This window comes from Escherichia albertii NBRC 107761 = DSM 17582, assembly GCF_000759775.1.
Lineage (GTDB): Bacteria > Pseudomonadota > Gammaproteobacteria > Enterobacterales > Enterobacteriaceae > Escherichia > Escherichia albertii.
In genome coordinates, this window is sequence record NZ_BBMY01000169.1 from 1 (window position 1) to 8198 (window position 8198).

The following is an 8198-nucleotide window of genomic DNA, read 5'->3' on the forward strand; positions in this document are numbered from 1 at the left end:
CCTGCACTCTGTATTAATATTCATTTTAAAGAAAGAGAGTTAGAGGACATTTTGTCGGAGTGTCGTCTAACAGCGCTTTGCTTTGCCGATGGTTTCCGTGACAATAATTTTAATCAGATAATTAAACATCTCCCGCATAATATAGTTCCAGGTTTACTCATCGGCCTTGGAACAAATCATGATAGCGCTGTTTTGCCGCTAACAGAAATTATTGAACATGGGGCGTCTGTTTCAGCAGAAAAATATACAGAGTCAGTAGAAGCCGTGTCGCACATCGATCCTCTGGTTATTCAGTTGACCTCAGGAAGTACCGCAATGCCTAAGCGAGTCATCTTAAGCCATCGCAATATTACTAATAATGCTATTTTTTCTGCTCAGCGCCTTGGAATAGATAGTACAGACGTTCTGTGCCTTGCCATCCCTTTATTTCACTGTTTTGGTCTTGTGTCTGGGCTATATTTTTCATTAATGACAGGATGTCGGCTTATTATTCTTGATAGTTATAACACAGAAGAAATATTGAGTGCCGTACAACGTTATCGCTGTACGACTTTGCATGGTGTGCCAACGATCTTTAATCGTCTTATCCAGCATGAAACTCTGGCCCAATATGCTATAGATACGCTGAAAAAAGGTATTGTTGCGGGAGCTTTCTGCCCAGAGCAACTTATTCGTGATATTACGCATCGACTTGGTATGAGCGGAATAGTGGTCTCTTATGGTCAAACTGAAACCTCGCCATGTTGTACTCAGGGATTTCCTTCTGACTCGTTAGTGATCAAAGGTTCGACCATCGGTAAACCGCTACCTTACGTAGAAATGTGTGTAATTGATTGGGTTACCGGGGAATTGTGCGCGCCGGGCGATAAAGGGGAGTTATGTACCCGTGGTTATCATCTAATGGCAGGATACGATGGCGATCCGCAGAAAACACAACATGTTATTGACTCACATGGATGGTTTCATTCAGGAGATATTGGGTTTGTTGATCGGGATGGCTACTTCCATTATTTGTGGCGTAAGAAGGACATCATTATCAGGGGAGGAGAAAATATCAGCCCACGAGAGATTGAGTCGGCAATCGCTGAATTTCCTGAGGTAGAGTCGGTATGTGTTTTTGGTTTAGCGTCAGAGTCTCTTGGTGAGGTTGTGGCGGCGGCAGTGTGTCCTAAAAATAACATGCCATTAAGTGAATCAGCATTGATGTATTTTCTGCATCAGCGATTGGCGAGATATAAAGTTCCGGCGCATATTTTCTTTTTTTCTACATTCCCACTTACCGCATGTGGAAAAATAGATATACAAAGCGTACGGTTTTCCATCAATAAATTATTTGTTTTGTTCAGGGAATAAAACAGCCAGAAGCGTTTTGGTCGCTTGCCGGATTATATAATTGTGAGGAATAACAAATGACGAAGAAAGCACTGGAAGGCATTACCGTTGTTGAGTTGGCAACATTTATTGCAGTTCCCGCTGCAGGTCGCATTCTGGCTGATATGGGGGCTACAGTAATAAAAATAGAGTCCCTTGATGATGATAACCTACGTTATACAGCCCCCACAGAGGGACGACCTTTAGATCAATATGAAAATACGACTTTTGATTTAGAAAATGCGAATAAACAAGGTATTGCGCTAAATACAAAGACAGAATCAGGGCGAAAAATATTATTTCAGCTACTGGAAAAAGCCGATATTTTTATGACCAACTGGCGACCAAAAGCACGTGCCCGGGCTGGCCTTGATTATGAAATGCTAAAAGAGCGTTTTCCTCAATTAGTTTACGCCTGTGTGACTGGTTATGGTGAGAATGGACCCGATCAGGATTTACCTGGATTTGATTATACGGCCTTTTTTGCGCGAGCCGGGATATTGGGATCGTTGTATCAGAAAGGGACGGTACCGATGAACGTCATTCCTGGGTTGGGCGATCACCAGTGCGCCATGGCGTTGGTTTCTGGCGCACTGGCGGCTTATATTCGGGCAAAAAATACGGGGGAAGGGGAATATGTTTCAACTAATCTTTTGCATACCTCTATCTATACCCAGGCAATTATGATTCAGGCTGCGCAATATCCTGATTATGGGCAGCCTTACCCTATCGATCGTCGCACGACTACCAGCCCGTTTGTCCTTGCTTATAAAACGAAGGATGACCGTTTCATTCAGATTTGTATGCCCGTTTATGACGCTTACTATCCGAAGTTTATTAGCTGTATTGGCCGCCCTGATCTGGCTGGAGATGAACGCTATACCCGTTTGCAGGAAGTGGCGAAACATATGCGGTCTCCCGAAGTTTACGACATCATTTGGCAACAAATAGAACAAAAAACTGCCAGCGAATGGCGGGAGATCCTGATTGAAAATGATATTCCGTTCAGTGTGGCGCAAACGTGGGAAGAAGTTCTACAGGACGAGCAGGCGTGGGCAATTGATGTATTTTATTCCATGAAATATGCCAATGGCAGCGAGAAGGCGTTGGTACGCCCCCCCATTTCGCTGCGTGAATGTGGTCTGCCGGATTATTTGCGAGCACCGCTGTTAGGGGAAAATACGCCGCAAATTTTGCGCGACCTCGGGTACAGCGAAGCGGAAATTACCCAACTTGAAGCTGATAACGATATTGCTGTCTGGCGTGACTGAGCGTGGGTCAGGAGTAATGATATGCAAAATATTCTTACGCTGGGCGTTGATATTGGTTCATCCGCTTCGAAGTGCATCCTGATGCGTGATGGCAGCCAAATTTTGGCGAAATCTCTGGTCCCGGTCGGGGCTGGGACTTCGGGCCCTGAGAAAGCAATTGCTGATATTTTCCGGCAAGTTGGCGGCAACTTGCAGAATATTCATTGGGTTTGTGCAACAGGCTACGGGCGAAATTCTTTAGCGATAGCCAATAAAGAAGTCAGTGAGCTGAGTTGCCATTCTAAAGGCGCAAATTTCCTCTTTCCGGGTGTCAGAACGGTTATCGATATTGGCGGTCAGGATGTAAAAGCGCTGCATATGGATGGGAAAGGTCGTTTGCTTAACTTTGTGATGAACGACAAATGTGCCGCAGGAACTGGACGATTTCTTGATGTGATGTCTCGCGTTCTGGAGACGGATATTGCCGAACTTGCCGCGCAAGGGGCGCAATCACAGAAGAATGTGACCATCAGCTCGACCTGTACGGTTTTTTCTGAAAGCGAAGTGATTTCGCATTTAGCAAATAACCAAACGATACCTGACATTATTAATGGTATTCATCGATCTGTGTCAGGCCGTATTGCTGGTCTGGCGAAGCGGGTAGGCATTGAGGATCCGGTTGTAATGACCGGAGGTGTTTCACGTAATTTTGAAGTTGTTCGCTATATCAGCGAGGAGATTGGAGCGTCAGTGATGACTTCTCCGCTTTCGCAATATAACGGTGCGATTGGCGCAGCAATATATGCCTGGGAGTCTTACCGCCAGTTAAAAATTAAAGAATCTGAACAAGGACGAATTTTATGAGCGATGTGACTATAGCTTCATCTGAATATATACCGGCTAAAAAGCGATTACAGAAAATTGCCGCAGATGCCTACCAACGCGCCTGGGATGCAAAAAAACGTGGTGAAAAGATAGGATGGTGCGCGTCGAATTTCCCGCAGGAAATTGCCGAAACGTTAGATGTTTGCGTGGTTTATCCAGAAAATCAGGCGGCAGCAATTGCTGCTAAAGGTGGTGGTTTACGGATGTGTGAGCACGCTGAGAGTATGGGTTATTCAAATGATATTTGTGCCTATGCCCGTATCAGTCTTTCTTTCATGGATGTAAAACACTGTGACGAAATGGATATGCCGCAACCGGACTTCCTGTTGTGCAGTAACAACATTTGTAACTGCATGATTAAGTGGTACGAAAATATTGCTTATGAATTACAGATCCCAATGATTCTCATCGACATCCCTTATAAAAATGATTATGAAACAGATGATATTTCTGTACGTTACATTCAGTCTCAGTTCGATGATGCTATCAGAAAATTAGAGGGCATTACGGGAAAAACATTTTCCATGGAGAGATTTAATGAAGTCTGTGAAATATCTCAGCGTACAGGTAAAGCCTGGCTGAAAGCCGCAGAATATTGTCAGTATCATCCCTCGCCAATGAATGGCTTTGATTTGTTTAACCACATGGCGGTGGCGGTATGTGCACGTGGGAAAAAGGAAGCGGCCGACGCGTTTGAATTGCTATGCGAAGAGATGGAACAAAATATTCGCGAACAAAAATCCACCTGGCGTGGAGAAGAAAAGTACCGAATTTTATTTGAAGGTATTGCCTGCTGGCCTTATCTGAGGGCAACGTCGACACCGCTGAAAGAGCATGGAATGAACGTAACGGCGACTGTTTATGCAACTGCGTTTGGCGTTATTTACCAGAATAGCGAAGAGATGATGCGGGCCTATTCCTACGTGCCTAATTGCGTTTCAGTGGAACGAGCGGCAGATATGCGTATTGATGTTTGTCGACAGAATAAAGTGGATGGCGCGGTGATCCATATCAATCGTAGTTGCAAGATGTGGAGCGGAATAATGCCTGAAATTGAAAGGAAGCTCCGTCGTGAATTGAGCATTCCAACGGTGACTTTTGATGGCGATCAGGCCGATCCCAGAGGTTTTTCCGAGGCGCAGTACGTTACGCGTATTGAGGCGTTGGCGGAGATCATGGCGACCAATAAGGTCGAAATGCAGGGAGGAAAACAATAATGGACGTACTCAGCCAAAAAATTGAGCAACTGCGGGCGATAGTGAATAATCCTGCAAAACAACTCGAACATTTTATCAAAAATAACCAGAAGGTGGTGGGCTGCTTTCCTGAATATACGCCATATGAAATTGTTTATGCCGCGGGTATGGTACCGTTTGGTATATGGGGACAGGAAGGTCGTAATATTTCTGAAGCAAAGCGATATTTTCCACCATTTTATTGTGCGCTGGCGCTCTCCTCTCTTGAGTTGGGACTGGACAATGCGTTGAATAAATTATCGGCGGTAATTATTCCCTCTTTGTGTGACACGCTGAAATGCCTTGGACAAAACTGGAAAGTTGGCGTTCCTCAAGTACCGTTTATTCAGCTAGTACATCCGCAGAATCGCGCTACTCCGGGCGGTGTTACATTTCTGACGGAGCAATATAAAAAAATAGCTGCCAGGTTAACCGCAATCTCTGGTGTGGAAGTTACAGACGATGGACTGATTAATGCCATCGAAATTTATAACCAGCACCGTGCTGCTCTGAGGATATTTTCTCAGGTTGTGACTCAGTATCCGCATATTTTTACACCAGCCTTGCGTAGTGCGGTGATAAAAAGCGGTTACTTTATGGATGTCATCGAGCATACCCGATATCTGTGGGACATCATTACGCTGACAAAACAGCAGCCGTTACAACAGTGGAAAGGCCACAAAATCGTTGTTACGGGGATTATTGCCGATAGTCCCACAATCCTGCAGATCCTTGCTGATAACCATATGGCTATTGTAGCGGATGAAGTGGCGCATGAATCCCGACAGTTTCGCCAGGATGTTCCTGCCGATCCAAATCCATGGACAGCACTTTCCCGCCAGATTGCAGAGCTGGAAGGATGCTCGCTTTTATATGACGTAGAAAAGAAACGTGGGAGATTACTGGCAGAGATGGTTCGCCAGAATAATGCCGATGGCGTCGTTTATCTGCTGACAAAGTTCTGTGATCCCGAAGAATTCGATGCGCCGGTGATAAAAAAATATCTCGATAAAGAAGGTATTCCTTCGATTATTATCGAAGTAGATCAGCAGACGAAGACATATGAGCAGGCACGAACTGCGTTGCAGACGTTTGCCGATGTTTTATCTGTAAATTAATTATTCTATAACAATTATTACGGTTTGGTTCATTCATGCATGAACGTATTTATTATTGTTCTCAAACCGTAATTGACTGACTGAATATAAGTGAGTTCTTATGGGCATCGTCTGTCTGATTATCGGCCTCTTCATATTAATGGCCATGTGTATGAAGGGGATTCATGTATTTATCGCTGTATTTGTCACAAGTTTGTTTCTCGCAACAACGGCATGGATAACTTCTCCGGGAACGATTAATCCATTAGATACTATTCTGAAGGTGTATACGGCGGGAGTGGGAGGCTATTTCGGCAATTTTTTCTTTATTTTTGTTCTTGGCGCAATATTTGGAAAACTTACCGCAATTAGCGGCGCGGCAGATAGCGTGGCATCTTTTATTATCGGAAAATTTGGTCAGAAAGCGGTAATTCCTTCTCTGGTAGCCGCCTGTGCAATTCTGGCGTATGGCGGCGTATCTGTATTTGTTGCGTTATTCACTGTCTATTCCATGATGGTAAGTCTGTTCCGCAAAGCGAATTTACCTCGTCGATTAATCCCCGCAGTCTATTTCGCGGGTGCCGGTACATTTGTCATGATTATGCCGGGTTCTCCGCAAATCCAGAATTTAATACCGATGAAATATCTTGGTACGTCGGCTACAGCCGGACTGGTTCCCGGCATGCTTACTGCGTTGTTTCAGGTTACGTTGGTGGTGCTGTATCTGAGTTGGTTGTTTAAACGGGTGAGGGCGAATGGCGAAGGCTGGCAGGAGGACGAAAAGAGTGCCAAAGCCGGAAAAGATAATGCGACCCGCACCTTGCCACACGTAGTTGTCGCGCTATTACCCATGCTCGTATTGCTGGTGGTATTGAATATTTTGAAGTGGGATCCCGCGATTGCGCTGTTTTCTGCAATCATCGCCGCATTAGTTGTCTATTTGCGCTATCTGGACTGGAAAGCGATTGTCAGTAACCTGGCCGCAGGCACGATGGAAGGTGTCATGTCATTGTTCAATACGGCGGTCATTGTCGGTTTTGGCGCGCTGGTGATGACACTTCCTGCTTTCCAGCAATCTTTTCAGGCCATTGTTCATTCCGGTCTCAGTCCATTGATGGTAACGGCAATCTCTGTTGGCGCCCTGGTGTTTATTAGCGGCTCAGGTTCTGGCGCGCTAAGCGTCGCGATGCCGCTGATCGCCAGCATGTTCCCAGCAACGGTTGTTGATCAGGGGGCTTTGCACCGTGTGGCGACAATGTCGTGTATGAGTACGACACCGCCGTTTAATGGCCTGATTGTCACCGTTCTGAGTGTATGCGGAGTCAGCCATAAAGAAGGCTATGGTCCGGTTGGCATTCTGACGTTAGCGATACCACTGATCGCGATGTGTTTCATGTTGCTGCTATACGCAGTGTTACCGGCATCTATTACGGCTTTCGGTGGTTAATTCCTTATCCGCATGAGCACAACTTTTTAAGTTTAAGAGAGATATGGCAAATGAATTTACAGCTTACTGAAGAACAAATCCTGATCAGGGATATGGTGCGGGAGTTTGTCAATGCCGAAGTCAGGCCTATTGCGGCTGAAATTGATAAAGCACATCGCTTTCCGGTTGAGAGTATTGCCCCGATGGGCGCGGCAGGACTGTTTGGTTTCAACATTGGCGAAGCATATGGTGGAACGGAAGCGGACATTATTAGCTACGTTCTGGCGACCGAAGAAATGTCTAAGGTCAGCGCAGCACACGCGATGATAATGGGATCTCAGTGTTCGCTAACGGGGCCTGTTATTGAGAAATACGCCGACGAGGAAACCCGACAGCGTCTACTGCCAGGAGTCGTCAGCGGTGAAAAAATAGGTTGTTTTTGTCTGTCAGAACCCGGTGCGGGTTGTGATGCAGCGGCCCAGCAGACGGTAGCTGTACGTTGCGGTAATGAGTATGTCATCAACGGTTCCAAGCTATGGATCACTGCCGCGCCGCAAGGAGCGTTCTACATTGTTTTCGCAATGACCGACAAAAGTCGCGGAGTCAAAGGGATCACGGCATTCCTGGTGGAACGAGATAATCCGGGAATCAGTATTGGTATTCCAGAAGAAAAAATGGGGATGAACGGTTCGGATACGTGTTCCGTCAGTTTCAGCGACTGTGTCGTGTCAGAAAGCGCGCGTTTAGGTGCGGAGGGGCAAGGATTCCATATTGCCATGGAGACATTAGACGGCGGGAGATTGAGTTGCGCGGCAATTGCGTTGGGTATCGCGCAGAGCGCGCTGGATGCCACGATTGCCTATACCAAAGAACGTATCCAGTTTGGGAAACCCATTGCCGCCAATCAGGGCGTGCAATGGATGTTAGGGTAATG

The 8198-nt window shown here is 46.0% G+C and carries 7 protein-coding genes; all 7 read left to right on the forward strand.

Going from position 1 to position 8198, the window contains the following annotated elements:
- The coding region (locus EA14781_RS20955; RefSeq protein ID WP_042336187.1) for an AMP-binding protein at window positions 1-1353 on the forward strand (1353 nt) is incomplete at its 5' end.
- A 56-nt stretch (window positions 1354-1409) separates the two neighbouring features.
- Entirely contained in the window at window positions 1410-2642 is a 1233-nt protein-coding gene (locus EA14781_RS20960; RefSeq protein WP_000161883.1) for a CaiB/BaiF CoA transferase family protein, read from the forward strand.
- Window positions 2643-2663: 21 nt separating this feature from the next.
- Window positions 2664-3485 carry an acyl-CoA dehydratase activase gene (locus EA14781_RS20965; RefSeq protein ID WP_001179654.1) on the forward strand — a complete coding sequence of 274 codons (822 nt, stop codon included), beginning with the start codon at window positions 2664-2666 and terminating at the stop codon, window positions 3483-3485.
- Window positions 3482-4723, forward strand: a complete 1242-nt coding sequence (locus tag EA14781_RS20970; protein ID WP_001286369.1) for a 2-hydroxyacyl-CoA dehydratase subunit D — start codon at window positions 3482-3484, stop codon at window positions 4721-4723. Before EA14781_RS20965 ends, EA14781_RS20970 begins: the two co-directional genes overlap by 4 nt.
- Window positions 4723-5859, forward strand: coding sequence for a 2-hydroxyacyl-CoA dehydratase subunit D (locus tag EA14781_RS20975; protein ID WP_000382840.1), 1137 nt, complete (start codon window positions 4723-4725; stop codon window positions 5857-5859). Before EA14781_RS20970 ends, EA14781_RS20975 begins: the two co-directional genes overlap by 1 nt.
- A 100-nt stretch (window positions 5860-5959) precedes the next feature.
- Window positions 5960-7285 (forward strand): GntP family permease, encoded by a 1326-nt coding sequence (locus EA14781_RS20980; protein ID WP_000513261.1) that lies wholly within the window; start codon window positions 5960-5962, stop codon window positions 7283-7285.
- 50 nt (window positions 7286-7335) lie between these two features.
- Entirely contained in the window at window positions 7336-8196 is an 861-nt protein-coding gene (locus tag EA14781_RS20985) for an acyl-CoA dehydrogenase family protein (RefSeq protein ID WP_001053227.1), read from the forward strand.
- Window positions 8197-8198 lie beyond the last annotated feature (2 nt).